Here is a 14,129-nt window from a genome sequence, read left to right as displayed (position 1 = left end):
CTTGGAATGAGCCCGCATCAATTGATTGATGCGGGTAATTTTGAGGTGAGCCAAAAGTCAAGTTTGGTCACACTCTTTCAGCTCTTTAGGAATAAACATGAATAATCAGAAAATTCGCATTCGCTTGAAAGCTTTCGACTACAAGCTGATTGATCAATCGGCTCTCGAAATCGTAGAAACAGCCAAGCGCACCGGTGCAGTAGTGAAAGGTCCGGTTCCGTTGCCAACTCGAATCAAGCGTTTCGACATTTTGCGTTCTCCCCACGTGAACAAGTCTTCGCGTGATCAGTTTGAGATCCGCACTCACCAGCGTTTGATGGACATCGTAGACCCAACAGACAAAACTGTGGATGCTTTGATGAAACTGGATCTGCCGGCTGGTGTGGATGTTGAAATCAAGTTGCAATAAATTTAATTAACGCATATAATCTTTGGCTAACCTTTTCAAAAGGTTAGCTTTAGATAGAATTTAATCATTCGGCCAATCGTAGCCGAAATTGGAGAAATCATGAGTCTAGGCCTTATTGGTCGCAAGATCGGCATGATGCGCATCTTTACGGAAGCGGGTGTTTCTATTCCCGTGACTGTTGTGGATGTGTCTTCTAACCGTGTTGCGCAGCTCAAAACACTCGAACAAGATGGCTACACAGCCGTTCAGTTGGCCTACGGGTCAAAGCGAGCCTCTCGCGTTGTCAAGGCGCAGGCTGGCCACTTCGCTGCAGCTTCTATCGAGGCAGCATCATCCCTTGTTGAATTCCGTGTTGACACGGCCAAACTTGCAGAGTTGCAGGTTGGTGCAGCCGTTTCCGCGGAGATTTTCGCGCCTGGTCAAAAAGTTGACGTGAGTGGCGTGACTCAAGGTAAGGGTTTCAGCGGTGCCATCAAGCGTCACCACTTTAGCTCGCAGCGTGCTTCTCACGGTAACTCAATCTCGCACAATGCGCCCGGCTCAATCGGTATGGCTCAAGATCCAGGCCGAGTGTTTCCTGGTAAGCGCATGGCGGGTCAATTGGGTAACGTAAACCGTACCACTCAGAATCTGGAAGTGGTTCGTGTTGACGCCGAACGTGGTCTGCTGTTGATCAAGGGCGCGGTGCCCGGATCCAAAGGTGGCCAATTGTTGGTTAAGCCAGCTGTCAAGGCAAAGGCGTAAGGGGAACCAGATGGAATTGAAAGTCATTAGTGATTCTGGGCAGGCCTCTCAAACTGTTCAGGTTTCCGATGTTGTGTTCGGTCGTGAGTACAATGAGCCGCTGATCCATCAGTTGGTTGTTGCATACCAGGCCAATGCGCGTCAGGGTACACGTCAACAAAAAGATCGTTCTGAAGTGCGTGCTTCCACGCGCAAGCCCTGGAAGCAGAAGGGTACTGGTCGTGCGCGTGCCGGTGCTGTGTCTAGCCCATTGTGGCGCGGAGGCGGTAAAACTTTCCCGAACTCTCCAGATGAGAATTTCACGCAGAAGCTGAACAAAAAGATGTTCCGTGCTGGTGTGTGCTCCATCCTGTCTCAATTGAGTCGCGAAGGTCGATTGGTGGTGGTTGAGTCCTTGGACTTGGAAGCCCCGAAGACCAAGTTGCTCGATCAGAAATTGAAAGGTATGGGTTTGGATTCTGTTCTGATGATTGTTGATTCAGTGGATGAAAATCTGTACCTGGCGTCTAGAAATTTGCCCAATGTGGCAGTGGTTGAGCCACGCTACGCTGACCCTCTTTCTTTGATTTACTTCAAGAGGGTGGTTGCGACTCGTGCTGCAATCGACAAACTGCAGGAGATGTACGCATGAACACTCAGCGCTTAATGAAAATTTTGTTGGCACCCATCGTCTCTGAAAAGAGCACCATGCTAGCCGACAAACATGAACAAATTGCTTTCAAGGTTTGCACCACTGCAACCAAACAAGAGATCAAGGCCGCTGTAGAGCTGCTGTTTAAGGTCGAGGTTGATGCTGTGCGTGTGGTTAACATCGCTGGCAAGCAGAAGCGCTTTGGCCGCACCATGGGACGTCGGTCCGATGTGCGCAAAGCCTATGTTGCGCTGAAAGCTGGTCAGGAAATTAATTTCTCGGAGGCTGCGTAACATGCCATTAGTTAAATTAAAGCCAACGTCGCCAGGCCGTCGTGCCATGGTGAAAGTGGTTCATCCGCATCTGCACAAGGGTGAGCCTTACGCGCCTCTGCTTGAAAAGAAGTCAAAGACTGCGGGTCGTAACAACAATGGCCGCATCACAACCCGTCATATGGGTGGTGGTCACAAGCAGCATTACCGCATGGTTGACTTCAAGCGCAACAAGGATGGTGTGCCAGCGAAAGTGGAAACGATCGAGTACGATCCAAACCGCACAGCTCACATTGCTTTGATCTGTTACGCAGACGGCGAGCGTGCCTACATCATTGCGCCTCGTGGTTTGCAACTAGGCCAAACGGTTCTGAACGGTTCAGAAGCGCCGATCAAGATTGGCAACACTTTGCCGATCCGCAACATTCCAGTGGGAACAACTGTTCACTGCGTAGAGATGTTGCCAGGTAAGGGGGCGCAAATTGCGCGTTCGGCTGGTGGTTCTGCAATGTTGCTGGCCCGTGATGGTACTTACGCTCAAATGCGTTTGCGCTCTGGCGAAATTCGTCGAGTTCACATCGAGTGTCGCGCCACCATTGGTGAGGTGAGCAACGAAGAAAACAGCTTGAAGAAGGTTGGTAAGGCTGGTGCAACTCGCTGGAAGGGCATTCGTCCAACAGTGCGTGGTACGGCGATGAACCCGGTTGACCACCCGCACGGTGGTGGTGAGGGTAAGACCGGTGAGGGTCGCGTGCCAGTGAGCCCGTGGGGTCAGCCGGCCAAGGGCTACCGCACTCGCAACAACAAGCGTACCAATTCGATGATTGTTCAGCGTCGTCACAAGCGTTAAGTGGGGTAAACAGATATGTCTCGTTCATTAAAAAAAGGTCCTTTCTGCGACGCCCACTTGATCAAAAAAGTAGAGGCTGCTGCAGCATCCAAGGACAAGCGTCCAATTAAAACCTGGTCCCGTCGCTCGACTGTGCTCCCTGAGTTCATCGGTCTGACAATCGCTGTACACAATGGCAAGCAGCATGTGCCGGTGTACATCAACGAAAACATGGTTGGTCACAAACTCGGCGAATTTGCGTTGACACGCACTTTCAAGGGTCACGCGGCTGACAAGAAGGCCAAGCGATAAGGGGTAAGAAATGGAAACTCGTGCAATTTTGAAGGGTGTTCGCTTGTCGCCTCAGCGTGGCCGTATGGTCGCTGATCTGATTCGCGGTAAAAAGGTTGATCAAGCCTTGAACATTCTTGCTTTCTCTCCGCAGAAGGCGGCTTTGATTGTGAAAAAAGTGTTGGAAAGTGCAATCGCCAACGCTGAGCACAATGATGGCGCTGATGTGGATGAATTGAAAGTAAAAACCATTTACGTGGAAGAGGGGCCAGTGTTGAAGCGCTTCACAGCGCGAGCCAAGGGCCGTGGCAATCGTATCACTAAGAAGACCAGTCACATTTATGTGACGGTTGGAAACTAAGGGGGTTACATGGGTCAGAAGATTAACCCTACGGGCTTTCGCCTCGCGGTATCACGCAATTGGGCTTCTCGCTGGTACGCATCGAATCGTGATTTTTCCAAGATGCTTCTTGAAGATATCCAGGTTCGTGATTTCCTGAAGAAGAAGTTGAAAAACGCGTCAGTCGGTCGAGTGCTGATTGAGCGCCCTGCCAAAAACGCTCGCGTAACGATTTATTCTGCACGTCCAGGCGTAGTGATTGGCAAGAAGGGTGAAGACATTGAGTTGTTGAAGTCCAGCTTGCAAAAATTGGTCGGTGTGCCTGTTCATGTGAACATTGAAGAAGTTCGCAAGCCCGAAATTGATGCGCAGTTGATTGCAGACGGTATTTCCCAGCAGCTCGAGCGTCGCATTATGTTCCGTCGTGCTATGAAGCGCGCGATGCAAAACGCCATGCGCATGGGTGCCCAGGGCATCAAGATCATGTCGTCTGGTCGTTTGAACGGTATCGAGATTGCTCGGACCGAGTGGTACCGTGAAGGCCGTGTGCCTTTGCACACTCTGCGCGCCGACATTGACTACGCAACAAGTGAAGCGGCAACTACCTACGGCATTATCGGTATCAAGGTTTGGGTGTACAAAGGTGACACATTGGGTCGTGGAGATGTTGCGGCAGCGCCAGTTGAGGCAGAAAAGGAAGAGCGTCGCCCGCGTCGTCCTTCTACTCGCCCAGCCGGAGCCGGTGCACGCAAGGCGCGTAAACCCGAAGGTGCTAGCGCAGCAGCTAGTGGTTCAAACAAAGAGGAAGGCGCTGCCAGCACTTCCTCAGAACAGTAATCTAGGAGCGCATGATGTTACAGCCATCACGTCGCAAATATAGAAAAGAACACAAAGGCCGCAACACCGGTCTGGCCACGCGTGGTGCAAGTGTTTCTTTTGGTGTTTACGGTCTGAAGTCTACTGGCCGCGGTCGTTTGACTGCGCGTCAGATTGAATCGGCCCGTCGAGCCATGGTTCGCCACATCAAACGTGGCGGTAAGATTTGGATTCGCGTGTTTCCGGACAAACCAATTACCAATAAACCTGCCGAAGTTCGTATGGGTAACGGTAAGGGTAGCGTTGAGTTCTACGTGGCTGAAATTCAGCCTGGTAAGGTTCTCTACGAAATGGACGGTGTAAGTGAAGAGTTGGCGCGTGAGGCGTTCCGCTTGGCGGCAGCCAAGTTGCCTCTTCCTTGCGTGTTCGTGACACGTCAGATTGGGAGTTAAGCAATGAAAGCTTCTGAATTGCGCGGCAAAAGCGCTGCAGAATTGACAAAAGAGTTGGAAGAGTTGTTGCGTGCGCAGTTTTCTTTGCGTATGCAGGCTGCCACGCAGCAGTTGACCAACAACTCCCAGTTGGCAAAAGTACGTAAAGACATCGCTCGTGTAAAAACAGTGATGACTCAATCGAAGAGGTCCGCATGAGCACCGAAGCGAAAGTAAGTTTGAAGCGAACCCTGGTGGGTCGCGTGGTAAGTGACAAAATGACCAAATCGGTGGTCGTGATGGTCGAGAACCGTATCAAGCACCCGATTTATGGCAAGTACATCGTAAAGTCTCACAAGTACACAGCCCACGACGAAAGCAATGAAGTCGGTGAGGGTGATCTGGTCGAGATCTGCGAAGGTCGTCCGATTTCCAAGACAAAATCTTGGAGTGTGACCAAAGTGTTGGAGAAAGCAAAAATCATTTGATTTTTGTCTTGCTCAAGTAATTCAAGCCTGCTACCATAGCAGGCTATCTTTTCAACCCTTGCGGGACCAAAACTGGTTGCGAAAGCAATTAAGTTGGTTTGACAATCCATGATACAAATGCAATCACGGCTAGATGTGGCCGACAACACGGGTGCGCGTTCTGTAATGTGCATCAAGGTTCTTGGTGGTTCCAAGCGCCGTTACGCGGGCATTGGTGACATCATCAAGGTCTCCATTAAAGATGCGGCCCCACGCGGTCGTGTCAAGAAAGGCGAAATTTACAACGCAGTAGTGGTTCGCACTGCCAAGGGCGTTCGTCGTCCAGATGGCGCGTTGATCAAATTCGATAGCAACGCAGCGGTTTTGTTGAATGCAAAACTCGAACCCATCGGTACCCGTATTTTTGGCCCAGTGACACGTGAGCTTCGTAATGAAAAGTTCATGAAAATCGTGTCGTTGGCACCAGAAGTTCTGTGAGGTAAATATGAACAAAATTCGCAAAGGCGATGAAGTGCTGGTTCTTAACGGCAAGTTCAAGGGAAAGAAAGGCGTTGTACTTTCCCGCGTGAATGATGAGTACCTCTTGGTAGAGGGTGTCAACATCGTTAAGAAGCATCAAAAGCCAAATCCTATGAAGGGAGATGTTGGTGGTGTTGTTGACAAGACAATGCCCATCCACCAGTCCAATGTCAGTTTGTTTGACAAAGAGACAGGTAAGCCATCTCGTGTAGCCATCAAGGAAGTTGATGGGAAGTCCGTGCGAGTCCTGGTGAAAACCGGCGCTCAGTTGGCAAACTAAGGGGGCCGTCGTGTCACGTTTTCAAGAGTTTTATAGAAACGAAGTGGTTGGTCAGTTGACCAAACAGTTTGGTTACAAGTCTGTGATGGAAGTGCCTCGCATTACCAAAATCACCCTGAATATGGGTGTGGGTGAGGCTGTCAACGACAAGAAGATCATTGAGCATGCTGTGGGCGATTTGACAAAAATCGCGGGTCAGAAGCCTGTGGTTACCAAGGCCAAGAAGGCGATCGCCGGTTTCAAGATTCGCGAAGGTTATCCTGTGGGTTGCATGGTGACTCTGCGTGGAGATCGCATGTATGAATTCCTGGATCGTTTGGTAACTATCGCGTTTCCTCGTGTGCGCGATTTCCGTGGCGTATCTGGCAAGTCCTTCGATGGCCGTGGCAATTACAACATCGGCATCAAAGAACAGATTATTTTCCCTGAGATTGAGTACGACAAGATCGACGCACTTCGGGGTCTCAACATCAGTGTAACTACGACAGCGCGTACCAACGATGAAGCCAAGGCTTTGTTGACCGCTTTCAAGTTCCCGTTCCGTAACTGAGGTGTGACGTGGCAAAACTAGCTTTGATTAATCGTGAGAAAAAGCGCGCAGCATTGGTTAAGAAATACGCAGCCAAGCGCGAAGCTTTGAACAAGATTGTGAAAGATCAGTCGGTCAGTGAAGCAGACCGCTATGAGGCACGTCTTAAGTTGCAGGCGATGCCAAGAAATGCGAACCCAACTCGTCAGCGTAACCGCTGCGAATTGACTGGTCGTCCCCGCGGCACATTCCGTTTGTTCGGTTTGGCCCGTAACAAGATCCGTGAAATTGCCATGCGTGGTGAGATTCCTGGAATCACTAAGGCAAGTTGGTAAGGGGTTCTAATTATGAGTATGAGTGATCCAATCGCCGACATGTTGACCCGCATTCGCAATGCTCAAGGTGTTGACAAGGTTTCGGTTGAGATGCCTTCCTCAAAAGTGAAGGTAGCTATTGCGCAAGTTTTGAAAGATGAAGGTTACATTGAGAGTTTCTCAATTGTGGGTGAGTCTGCAAAGCCTGTATTGAAAATTGAGTTGAAGTATTACGCTGGCCGCCCTGTGATCGAGAAGATCGAGCGTGTGTCAAAGCCAGGCTTGCGCATTTACAAAGGTAAAGACGACATTCCTCAGGTGATGAACGGCTTGGGTGTGGCAATTGTTTCAACTTCCAAAGGCGTGATGACTGATCGCAAGGCCCGTACCACTGGTATCGGCGGCGAAGTTATCTGCTATGTGGCTTAAAGGGGTAATGAAATGTCAAGAGTAGCGAAAGCTCCCATTTCTGTGCCTTCGAGCGTGCAGGTTACCGTGAATGGACAGGTGGTTTCAGTGAAGGGCGGCAACGCTGAATTGAAGCTGAATGTGAATTCATTGGTGATGCCGGTGTTTGAGAATGGCGTTCTGTCGGTTAAACCGATTGTTGATACGACTGATGCGAACGCACAGGCTGGTACGGCCAGGGCATTGTTGGCCAATATGGTTAATGGTGTGAGCAAGGGTTTCGAGCGCAAGTTGCAGTTGGTTGGTGTGGGTTATAAAGCAGCAGTTCAGGGTGATTCCATCAACCTGGCGCTAGGCTTCTCTCATCCTGTCATTCACAAGTTGCCAGCCGGCGTGAAGGCCGAAACGCCAACACCTACAGAGATCATTCTGAAGGGTGCCGATAAACAAGTGATTGGTCAAACCGCAGCAGAAATTCGCGCGTACCGTCCGCCAGAGCCATACAAAGGCAAGGGTGTGCGTTATTCCGATGAGCGTGTGGTTATCAAAGAGACCAAGAAGAAATAAGGCACCAAGAGGTAAATCATGGAAACTAAACAAGAAGCACGTGTCCGTCGTGCAAAACAAACCAGACGTCGCATTGCGCTTGCCCGCGCGACACGTCTGTGTGTGTTCCGTACCAATTCTCACATCTACGCTGCTGTTCATTCTGCAGACGGCGGTCAGGTATTGGCGGCTGCGTCTACGAACGATAAAGAGTTGCGTGCCCAGCTGGATGGAAAGTCTGGTTCAAATAAAGCTGCAGCAGCGCTGGTCGGAGCCGCAATCGCCAAGCGTGCTTTGGCTGCCGGCATCAGCGAAGTTGCTTTCGACCGCTCAGGCTTTGCCTACCATGGTCGCGTTAAAGAACTGGCTGACGCTGCGCGTGAAGCTGGCTTGAAATTCTAAGGAGTGATCATGGCAAGAATGCAAGGTAAAAATGCCGCGCCTGAAGCGCGTGATGACGGCCTTAAGGAAAAAATGATCGCGGTTAACCGCGTGACTAAGGTTGTTAAGGGTGGTCGTATTCTGGGCTTCGCCGCATTGACTGTCGTAGGTGACGGCGACGGCAGCGTGGGTATGGGCAAAGGCAAATCCCGTGAAGTGCCGGTGGCAGTTCAGAAGGCCATGGAGCAGGCTCGTCGCCAGATGGAAAAAGTATCGCTGCGCGATGGCTCTATTCATCACATCGTTTTCGGACAGCACGGCGCCTCCAAGGTTTTCCTGGCACCAGCGCAAGAGGGTACCGGTATTATCGCAGGTGGTCCAATGCGAGCTGTTCTGGAAGTTGTGGGTGTTCGCAATATCGTGGCCAAAAGCCACGGTTCTTCGAATCCGTATAATCTGGTTCGCGCAACTTTGGATGCCTTGGGCAAGTTGCAAACCCCAGCTGAGATTGCCGCCAAGCGTGGCTTGTCAGTTGAAAAGTTATTTGAGGCTTAATCATGAGCGGATCTGTAAAAGTTACGTTGGTTAAGAGCATCATCGGAACCAAAGAAACTCATCGCGCTACCGTGCGTGGTTTGGGTCTGCGTCGTATGAATCACAGCCGAGTGCTGGTTGATACACCCGAGGTGCGTGGAATGATTAACAAGGTGTCCTACCTGTTGAAAGTTGAGGCTGCATAATGGAATTGAATACACTTGCACCTGCACCAGGCAGTAAGTTCAACCGAAAGCGCGTGGGCCGTGGTATTGGCTCTGGCTGGGGTAAAACTGCTGGCCGTGGTCACAAGGGTCAGAAGTCACGCAGTGGTGGTTTTCACAAGGTTGGTTTTGAAGGCGGTCAAATGCCGATGCACCGCCGTTTGCCAAAGCGTGGTTTCTCCTCACGCACTGCTGCCTTTAACGCTCAGATCCGTTTGACAGATTTGGACACATTGGCCGTAGACACCATTGACATCCTGACTTTGAAGCAGGCTGGTTTGGTTCCTGCTCAAACCTTGTCCGTGAAGGTCATTCTGGCTGGCGAGATCAAGCGTGCTGTGGTATTGAACGGCATTAAGGCAACGAAAGGCGCAGCAGAGGCCATCGCGGCAGCTGGTGGCTCCATTAACGCTTAAGAGAGCATCGCGTGGCCTTTAATCCATCTACATTGGCGTCATCCAACAAATTCACTGACCTGCGTAAGCGTCTGGTGTTTTTGTTGCTGGCTCTGATTGTGTATCGTATTGGCGCACATATTCCGGTACCTGGAATCGATCCTACGCAGCTTAAGCAGCTGTTTGACAGCCAGCAAGGCGGTATTTTGGGCATGTTCAACATGTTCTCGGGCGGGGCTTTGTCCCGTTTTACCGTCTTTGCGTTGGGTATCATGCCCTACATTTCTGCGTCGATTGTTATGCAATTGGCCAGTGTGGTTGTACCGCAGCTGGAGGCCTTGAAGAAGGAAGGTGAAGCGGGTCGTCGAAAGATTACCCAGTACACTCGCTACGGCACTTTCTTTTTGGCCACCTTCCAAGCGATTGGTATTTCGGTCGCTCTGGAGTCACAAGCTGGTTTGGTAATTGACCCAGGAATGGCATTTCGCTTCACCACCGCCGTTTCGCTGGTCACCGGTACCATGTTCCTGATGTGGCTGGGCGAGCAGATTACCGAGCGAGGCTTAGGGAATGGTATTTCGATCCTGATTTTCGCGGGAATTGCGGCGGGCTTGCCTGGGGCGATTGGTGGGTTGTTTGAGCTGGTTAGAACCGGTGCAATGAACTCTCTCGTTGCTCTGATGATTGTGGTTCTTGCCGTGGCGGTGACTTATTTGGTGGTGTTTGTAGAGCGCGGTCAGCGCAAGATCACTGTCAACTACGCAAAGAGACAAGTCGGCAACAAGATTTATCAGGGACAGACTTCACATTTGCCATTGAAGTTGAATATGGCCGGTGTGATTCCTCCGATTTTCGCGTCAAGCATCATTTTGCTGCCCGCGACTTTGACAAGTTGGTTCGGGTCCGGTGACGGTGCTGTGGTGGGTTTCTTGAAAGAGGTTTCACAGACTCTCTCTCCCGGACACCCCCTGTACATGTTGCTCTACGCAGCTGCGATTGTATTCTTCTGTTTCTTTTACACTGCATTGGTGTTTAACAGCAGAGAGACAGCAGACAACTTGAAAAAAAGTGGTGCATTTTTGCCTGGAATTCGCCCCGGTGAGCAGACATCCCGTTACATCGATAAGGTGTTGACTCGTCTTACTCTGATCGGTGCGGCATACATCACCTTGGTGTGTTTGTTGCCGGAGTTCCTGGTTTTGGGATTGAGTGTTCCGTTCTATTTTGGCGGTACATCTCTGTTGATTATTGTAGTGGTTGCGATGGATTTCATGGCACAGGTTCAGGCCTACGTGATGTCCCAGCAATACGACAGCCTGTTGAAGAAATCAAGCTTCAAGGGTTCTGGATTAACGAGGTAGTGATTGTCTAAAGACGACGTTATCCAAATGCAGGGAGAGGTAGTTGAAAACCTCCCTAACGCCACTTTTCGAGTGAAATTGGAAAATGGTCACGTGGTGCTTGGTCACATATCAGGCAAGATGCGGATGAACTACATTCGTATTCTTCCTGGTGACAAGGTGACGGTTGAGTTGACGCCGTACGACTTGTCCAGAGCACGAATTGTTTTTCGAGCCAAATGAATTGGTTCTTTTTGGAGTTTCGCCATGAAAGTTCAGGCATCTGTAAAAAAGATTTGTAGAAAATGCAAAGTGATCAAGCGCAAGGGCGTTGTTCGCGTGATTTGTTCTGAGCCGCGCCACAAGCAGCGTCAAGGTTAATAAAAGGGGATTTAAATGGCTCGTATTGCCGGCATTAACATTCCAAGCCACCAGCATACCGTTATCGGTCTGACTGCTATTTTCGGCATTGGTCGTTCCACCGCCAAGAAGATTTGTGCAGTGACCTCAATTCCTGAGTCCAAAAAGGTTAAAGACCTCGACGACGCAGATTTGGAAAAGCTGCGTGACGAAGTGGGCAAGTACCTGACTGAAGGTGATCTGCGCCGTGAAGTAACCATGAACATCAAGCGCTTGATGGATTTGGGTTGCTATCGTGGTTTTCGTCACCGCAAGGGTCTGCCTGTACGTGGTCAGCGTACTCGCACAAACTCTCGCACTCGCAAGGGTCCGAAGCGTGCTGGTATCGCACTGAAGAAATAATCAGGTAATCATAGGAAGGTTAGCCAAATGGCCAAAGGAACAGCGAATAACCGCGCACGCAAAAAAGTCAAAAAGAATATTTCTGACGGTATTGCGCACGTGCACGCCTCATTCAACAACACCATCATCACGATCACAGATCGTCAAGGCAATGCCTTGGCTTGGTCTACATCGGGTGCTCAGGGCTTCAAGGGTTCACGCAAGTCGACTCCTTTTGCTGCTCAGGTGGCTGCTGAAGTGGCAGGCAAGGCCGCGCAAGAATGCGGTATCAAGACAGTTGAAGTGCTCATCAAAGGACCAGGCCCAGGCCGTGAGTCCAGCGTACGTGCTTTGAATGCATTGGGTATCAAAGTGACCAGTATTTCTGACATCACTCCGATCCCACACAACGGATGTCGTCCTCCCAAGCGTCGTCGCATCTAATTTTTTTAAGACCATTGTTCGCCAGATCGTTTGGCGGACTGAAGCGAGTCAAATCGCGTAATGAAAGAGGTTTCAAGTGGCTAGATATACAGCTCCAAAGTGTAAGTTGTCACGTCGTGAAGGCACAGATTTAAGTCTGAAAAGCGCACGCCGTAGTCTCGATTCCAAGTGCAAGCTGGATTCAAAGCCAGGTCAGCATGGTCGCACCTCAGGTGCTCGTACCTCTGACTACGGTCAACAATTGCGTGAAAAGCAAAAAGTGAAGCGTATGTATGGTGTGCTGGAAAAGCAGTTCCGTCGCTACTTCGCTGAAGCGTCACGCCGCAAAGGCAACACCGGTGAAACCTTGTTGCAATTGTTGGAATCCCGTCTGGACAACGTGGTTTATCGCATGGGTTTCGGTTCCACTCGCGCCGAAGCACGTCAGCTGGTAAGCCACAAGGCGATTTTGGTGAATGGCAAGGCCGTTAACATTCCTTCCTACTCCGTGAAGTTGAATGACGTGATTTCCATTCGCGAAAAGTCGAAGACTCAGGCGCGTATTGTTGAGTCTGTAACTTTGGCAGAACAGATGGGTTTCCCGCTGTGGGTAAATGTCGACGCGAAGAAAATGGAAGGTTCTTTCAAGAGCATTCCTGAGCGCGCTGACCTTTCTCAAGAGATCAACGAAAGTTTGATCGTTGAATTGTACTCACGTTAATTTGATTAACTGATCCAAGGGATCCCCAGCCTTATCGGTGTAACGAGCCGAGGGTATTGAAAAGGATTTTGAATGTTTAATGCTAGCTTGCTGAAGCCACGTATTGTTGAGGTCGAGACAGTCGCCCCCAACAGTGCAAAAGTAGTCATGGAGCCCTTTGAGCGTGGTTATGGCCACACTCTGGGTAACGCTCTGCGTCGCGTGTTGTTGTCATCCATGATTGGTTATGCACCCACTGAGGTGTCGATCGCCGGTGTTGTGCATGAATACTCGACACTGGATGGAGTGCAGGAAGACGTTGTAGACCTGTTGTTGAACCTGAAAGGAATCGTCTTTAAGTTGGAGTCACGCGATGTGGTGACTGTGACTCTGAAGCGCGAGGTTGAAGGTGTAGTGACGGCGGGCGACATTGAGCTTCCCCATGATGTGGAGATTATCAATCCGGATCACGTGATTGCCCACTTGTCTCAAGGCGGCAAGTTGGACATGCAAATCAAGGTTGAGAAAGGACGTGGTTATGTTCCAGGTTCAGTTCGTCGTTTCCCTGACGAGCCGAGCAAGGCGATTGGCCGCATCGTACTGGATGCATCATTCAGCCCGGTTAAACGAGTTTCTTACGCCGTGGAAAGTGCGCGTGTAGAACAGCGTACAGACTTGGACCGTTTGGTGATGTCGATTGAAACCAATGGTGTGTTGTCACCTGAGGAGTCGATTCGTCTGGCCGCACGTATTCTGGTTGAGCAACTTTCTGTGTTTGCTGCACTGGAGAATACGGCTGAACCTGAAGTTTCTCAGCGTGCTCCACAGGTTGATCCAATCCTGTTGCGTCCGGTAGATGATCTGGAACTGACGGTGCGCTCAGCGAACTGTTTGAAAGCCGAAAACATTTATTACATCGGCGATCTGATTCAGCGCACGGAAAACGAGTTGTTGAAGACTCCGAACCTGGGTCGCAAGTCGTTGAACGAAATCAAGGAGGTGTTGGCCGCACGCGGTTTGACACTCGGTATGAAATTGGAAAACTGGCCACCCGCCGGTCTCGATAAGCCCTGAGCTTAGCGTTTGTTAGATTGAAGGATATTTAAAATGCGTCACCGTCATGGATTGCGTAAACTAAATCGCACCAGCAGCCACCGCCTCGCAATGTTTAGAAACATGACCAACGCTTTGTTGCGTCACGAAGTGATCAAAACAACGCTGCCAAAGGCCAAGGAACTGCGCAAGATTGCAGAACCCATTATCACCATGGGCAAGTCCCCCACACTGGCCAACAAGCGCCTGGCATTTAGCCGCTTGCGTGACCGTGAAATGGTTGTGAAGTTGTTTGACGAGATCGGTCCTCGTTACGCGGCTCGACCAGGTGGTTACATGCGCGTTTTGAAGTTTGGTTTCCGCAAAGGCGACAATGCACCAATGGCTTTGGTAGAGTTGGTGGATCGTCCCGAAACTGCTGAGATTGTAGAAATCGCTGAAGAGCAGGCCTAAAACCATTCGGCATTGCTTTTTGTCGTGGCTGTGTTGCC

29 protein-coding genes are annotated in these 14,129 nt (G+C 50.4%); all 29 read left to right on the top strand.

What is annotated here, in order from left to right:
- Window positions 1-97: 97 nt before the first annotated feature.
- Window positions 98-409 (top strand): 30S ribosomal protein S10, encoded by a 312-nt coding sequence (gene rpsJ / locus A0129_RS09230; RefSeq protein WP_008253393.1) that lies wholly within the window; start codon window positions 98-100, stop codon window positions 407-409.
- Between the two features lie 99 nt (window positions 410-508).
- Window positions 509-1,153, top strand: coding sequence for a 50S ribosomal protein L3 (rplC, locus tag A0129_RS09225; protein WP_291714396.1), 645 nt, complete (start codon window positions 509-511; stop codon window positions 1,151-1,153).
- Between the two features lie 10 nt (window positions 1,154-1,163).
- Window positions 1,164-1,784: a 50S ribosomal protein L4 gene (rplD, locus tag A0129_RS09220; RefSeq protein WP_291714394.1), complete on the top strand. Its 621-nt coding sequence runs from the start codon at window positions 1,164-1,166 to the stop codon at window positions 1,782-1,784.
- Window positions 1,781-2,077 carry a 50S ribosomal protein L23 gene (gene rplW / locus A0129_RS09215; RefSeq protein WP_291714392.1) on the top strand — a complete coding sequence of 99 codons (297 nt, stop codon included), beginning with the start codon at window positions 1,781-1,783 and terminating at the stop codon, window positions 2,075-2,077. Before rplD ends, rplW begins: the two co-directional genes overlap by 4 nt.
- Window position 2,078: 1 nt before the next feature.
- The gene (gene rplB / locus A0129_RS09210; protein ID WP_291714390.1) at window positions 2,079-2,906 is read left to right on the top strand and encodes a 50S ribosomal protein L2; all 828 of its coding nucleotides are present in this window, start codon (window positions 2,079-2,081) and stop codon (window positions 2,904-2,906) included.
- Window positions 2,907-2,921: 15 nt separating this feature from the next.
- Complete coding sequence (rpsS, locus tag A0129_RS09205; RefSeq protein ID WP_105028066.1) at window positions 2,922-3,197, top strand: 30S ribosomal protein S19; 276 nt, start codon at window positions 2,922-2,924, stop codon at window positions 3,195-3,197.
- A gap of 10 nt (window positions 3,198-3,207) precedes the next feature.
- Window positions 3,208-3,537 carry a 50S ribosomal protein L22 gene (gene rplV / locus A0129_RS09200; protein WP_130557584.1) on the top strand — a complete coding sequence of 110 codons (330 nt, stop codon included), beginning with the start codon at window positions 3,208-3,210 and terminating at the stop codon, window positions 3,535-3,537.
- 9 nt (window positions 3,538-3,546) lie between these two features.
- Entirely contained in the window at window positions 3,547-4,353 is an 807-nt protein-coding gene (gene rpsC / locus A0129_RS09195) for a 30S ribosomal protein S3 (protein WP_291714388.1), read from the top strand.
- A 14-nt stretch (window positions 4,354-4,367) separates the two neighbouring features.
- Window positions 4,368-4,784 (top strand): 50S ribosomal protein L16, encoded by a 417-nt coding sequence (gene rplP, locus A0129_RS09190; RefSeq protein ID WP_008253343.1) that lies wholly within the window; start codon window positions 4,368-4,370, stop codon window positions 4,782-4,784.
- Window positions 4,785-4,787: 3 nt separating this feature from the next.
- The gene (gene rpmC, locus A0129_RS09185; protein WP_008253344.1) at window positions 4,788-4,982 is read left to right on the top strand and encodes a 50S ribosomal protein L29; all 195 of its coding nucleotides are present in this window, start codon (window positions 4,788-4,790) and stop codon (window positions 4,980-4,982) included.
- A complete protein-coding gene (gene rpsQ, locus A0129_RS09180; protein ID WP_008253346.1) occupies window positions 4,979-5,251 on the top strand; it encodes a 30S ribosomal protein S17 in 273 nt (90 codons plus the stop codon). The genes rpmC and rpsQ overlap by 4 nt, the downstream gene beginning before the upstream one ends.
- Before the next feature lie 108 nt (window positions 5,252-5,359).
- Window positions 5,360-5,728, top strand: a complete 369-nt coding sequence (gene rplN / locus A0129_RS09175) for a 50S ribosomal protein L14 (RefSeq protein WP_008253348.1) — start codon at window positions 5,360-5,362, stop codon at window positions 5,726-5,728.
- A gap of 7 nt (window positions 5,729-5,735) precedes the next feature.
- Entirely contained in the window at window positions 5,736-6,050 is a 315-nt protein-coding gene (rplX, locus tag A0129_RS09170; RefSeq protein ID WP_105028069.1) for a 50S ribosomal protein L24, read from the top strand.
- 10 nt (window positions 6,051-6,060) lie between these two features.
- Window positions 6,061-6,600 (top strand): 50S ribosomal protein L5, encoded by a 540-nt coding sequence (rplE, locus tag A0129_RS09165; RefSeq protein WP_105028070.1) that lies wholly within the window; start codon window positions 6,061-6,063, stop codon window positions 6,598-6,600.
- 8 nt (window positions 6,601-6,608) lie between these two features.
- On the top strand, window positions 6,609-6,914 hold the full coding sequence (gene rpsN / locus A0129_RS09160) for a 30S ribosomal protein S14 (RefSeq protein ID WP_291714386.1): 306 nt from the start codon (window positions 6,609-6,611) through the stop codon (window positions 6,912-6,914).
- A gap of 12 nt (window positions 6,915-6,926) precedes the next feature.
- A complete protein-coding gene (gene rpsH, locus A0129_RS09155) occupies window positions 6,927-7,322 on the top strand; it encodes a 30S ribosomal protein S8 (protein ID WP_138516976.1) in 396 nt (131 codons plus the stop codon).
- 12 nt (window positions 7,323-7,334) lie between these two features.
- On the top strand, window positions 7,335-7,868 hold the full coding sequence (gene rplF / locus A0129_RS09150; protein WP_291714384.1) for a 50S ribosomal protein L6: 534 nt from the start codon (window positions 7,335-7,337) through the stop codon (window positions 7,866-7,868).
- 18 nt (window positions 7,869-7,886) lie between these two features.
- Window positions 7,887-8,249, top strand: a complete 363-nt coding sequence (rplR, locus tag A0129_RS09145; protein ID WP_291714382.1) for a 50S ribosomal protein L18 — start codon at window positions 7,887-7,889, stop codon at window positions 8,247-8,249.
- 18 nt (window positions 8,250-8,267) lie between these two features.
- Window positions 8,268-8,783, top strand: coding sequence for a 30S ribosomal protein S5 (gene rpsE / locus A0129_RS09140; RefSeq protein WP_291714402.1), 516 nt, complete (start codon window positions 8,268-8,270; stop codon window positions 8,781-8,783).
- Window positions 8,783-8,968 carry a 50S ribosomal protein L30 gene (rpmD, locus tag A0129_RS09135; protein WP_198006812.1) on the top strand — a complete coding sequence of 62 codons (186 nt, stop codon included), beginning with the start codon at window positions 8,783-8,785 and terminating at the stop codon, window positions 8,966-8,968. The genes rpsE and rpmD overlap by 1 nt, the downstream gene beginning before the upstream one ends.
- Window positions 8,968-9,402, top strand: coding sequence for a 50S ribosomal protein L15 (rplO, locus tag A0129_RS09130; RefSeq protein ID WP_291714380.1), 435 nt, complete (start codon window positions 8,968-8,970; stop codon window positions 9,400-9,402). The genes rpmD and rplO overlap by 1 nt, the downstream gene beginning before the upstream one ends.
- Window positions 9,403-9,413: 11 nt before the next feature.
- Entirely contained in the window at window positions 9,414-10,742 is a 1,329-nt protein-coding gene (gene secY / locus A0129_RS09125) for a preprotein translocase subunit SecY (RefSeq protein ID WP_291714378.1), read from the top strand.
- Window positions 10,743-10,745: 3 nt separating this feature from the next.
- Window positions 10,746-10,964: a translation initiation factor IF-1 gene (gene infA, locus A0129_RS09120; RefSeq protein ID WP_008249415.1), complete on the top strand. Its 219-nt coding sequence runs from the start codon at window positions 10,746-10,748 to the stop codon at window positions 10,962-10,964.
- Window positions 10,965-10,988: 24 nt separating this feature from the next.
- Window positions 10,989-11,102, top strand: coding sequence for a 50S ribosomal protein L36 (rpmJ, locus tag A0129_RS09115; RefSeq protein ID WP_008249416.1), 114 nt, complete (start codon window positions 10,989-10,991; stop codon window positions 11,100-11,102).
- Between the two features lie 15 nt (window positions 11,103-11,117).
- The gene (gene rpsM, locus A0129_RS09110) at window positions 11,118-11,483 is read left to right on the top strand and encodes a 30S ribosomal protein S13 (RefSeq protein ID WP_008249417.1); all 366 of its coding nucleotides are present in this window, start codon (window positions 11,118-11,120) and stop codon (window positions 11,481-11,483) included.
- Between the two features lie 27 nt (window positions 11,484-11,510).
- The gene (rpsK, locus tag A0129_RS09105; protein ID WP_008249418.1) at window positions 11,511-11,906 is read left to right on the top strand and encodes a 30S ribosomal protein S11; all 396 of its coding nucleotides are present in this window, start codon (window positions 11,511-11,513) and stop codon (window positions 11,904-11,906) included.
- A 76-nt stretch (window positions 11,907-11,982) separates the two neighbouring features.
- On the top strand, window positions 11,983-12,606 hold the full coding sequence (gene rpsD / locus A0129_RS09100) for a 30S ribosomal protein S4 (RefSeq protein ID WP_291714376.1): 624 nt from the start codon (window positions 11,983-11,985) through the stop codon (window positions 12,604-12,606).
- Window positions 12,607-12,678: 72 nt separating this feature from the next.
- Window positions 12,679-13,659, top strand: a complete 981-nt coding sequence (gene rpoA, locus A0129_RS09095) for a DNA-directed RNA polymerase subunit alpha (protein ID WP_008249422.1) — start codon at window positions 12,679-12,681, stop codon at window positions 13,657-13,659.
- A gap of 33 nt (window positions 13,660-13,692) precedes the next feature.
- Window positions 13,693-14,091, top strand: a complete 399-nt coding sequence (gene rplQ, locus A0129_RS09090) for a 50S ribosomal protein L17 (RefSeq protein ID WP_008249425.1) — start codon at window positions 13,693-13,695, stop codon at window positions 14,089-14,091.
- Window positions 14,092-14,129 lie beyond the last annotated feature (38 nt).

This window comes from Limnobacter sp. CACIAM 66H1, from assembly GCF_001601825.1.
Lineage (GTDB): Bacteria > Pseudomonadota > Gammaproteobacteria > Burkholderiales > Burkholderiaceae_B > Limnobacter.
The sequence above is the reverse complement of the archived record's forward strand: the minus strand, read 5'-3'. Positions and strand labels throughout refer to the sequence as shown.